This window comes from Vibrio sp. 704, assembly GCF_033339295.1.
The window spans coordinates 1-1,334 of record NZ_JAWOUH010000078.1; the positions used below are offsets into that span (position 1 = coordinate 1).

The 1,334-nt window shown below is 44.0% G+C and carries 1 protein-coding gene; it reads right to left on the reverse strand.

Annotated elements, in window-relative coordinates; translation table 11 throughout:
• Nucleotides 1-14 precede the first annotated feature (14 nt).
• On the reverse strand, nt 15-1,223 hold the full coding sequence (locus tag R7R24_RS24550; RefSeq protein ID WP_001352368.1) for an IS4-like element ISVsa5 family transposase: 1,209 nt from the start codon (nt 1,221-1,223) through the stop codon (nt 15-17).
• Nucleotides 1,224-1,334: the final 111 nt, after the last annotated feature.

A 1,334-nucleotide genomic window follows, 5' to 3' on the forward strand; every position in this document is an offset into this window, starting at 1 on the left:
ACTGAGAGATCCCCTCATAATTTCCCCAAAACGTAACCATGTGTGAATAGATTTTGAGTAAGCAGGGTTGCAGCCACGAGTGAGTCTTCCCTTGTTATTGTGTAGCCAGAATGCCGCAAAACTTCCATGCCTAAGCGAACTGTTGAGAGTACGTTTCGATTTCTGACTGTGTTAGCCTGGAAGTGCTTGTCCCAACCTTGTTTCTGAGCATGAACGCCCGCAAGCCAACATGTTAGTTGAAGCATCAGGGCGATTAGCAGCATGATATCAAAACGCTCTGAGCTGCTCGTTCGGCTATGGCGTAGGCCTAGTCCGTAGGCAGGACTTTTCAAGTCTCGGAAGGTTTCTTCAATCTGCATTCGCTTCGAATAGATATTAACAAGTTGTTTGGGTGTTCGAATTTCAACAGGTAAGTTAGTTGCTAGAATCCATGGCTCCTTTGCCGACGCTGAGTAGATTTTAGGTGACGGGTGGTGACAATGAGTCCGTGTCGAGCGCTGATTTTTTCGGCCTTTAGAGCGAGATTTATACAATAGAATTTGGCATGAGATTGGATTGCTTTTAGTCAGCCTCTTATAGCCTAAAGTCTTTGAGTGACTAGATGACATATCATGTAAGTTGCTGATAGGTTTCCAGTTTTCCGCTCCTAGGTCTGCATATTGTACTTTTCCTCTTACTCGACTTAACCAGTACCAACCCAGCTTCTCAACGGATTTATACCATGGCACTTTAAAGCCAGCATCACTGACAATGAGCGGTGTGGTGTTACTCGGTAGAATGCTCGCAAGGTCGGCTAGAAATTGGTCATGAGCTTTCTTTGAACATTGCTCTGAAAGCGGGAACGCTTTCTCATAAAGAGTAACAGAACGACCGTGTAGTGCGACTGAAGCTCGCAATACCATAAGCCGTTTTTGCTCACGGATATCAGACCAGTCAACAAGTACAATGGGCATCGTATTGCCCGAACAGATAAAGCTAGCATGCCAACGGTATACAGCGAGTCGCTCTTTGTGGAGGTGACGATTACCTAACAATCGGTCGATTCGTTTGATGTTATGTTTTGTTCTCGCTTTGGTTGGCAGGTTACGGCCAAGTTCGGTAAGAGTGAGAGTTTTACAGTCAAGTAAGGCGTGGCAAGCCAACGTTAAGCTGTTGAGTCGTTTTAAGTGTAATTCGGGGCAGAATTGGTAAAGAGAGTCGTGTAAAATATCGAGTTCGCACATTTTGTTGTCTGATTATTGATTTTTGGCGAAACCATTTGATCATATGACAAGATGTGTATCTACCTTAACTTAATGATTTTGATAAAAATCATTAGGGGATTCATCAGTGCT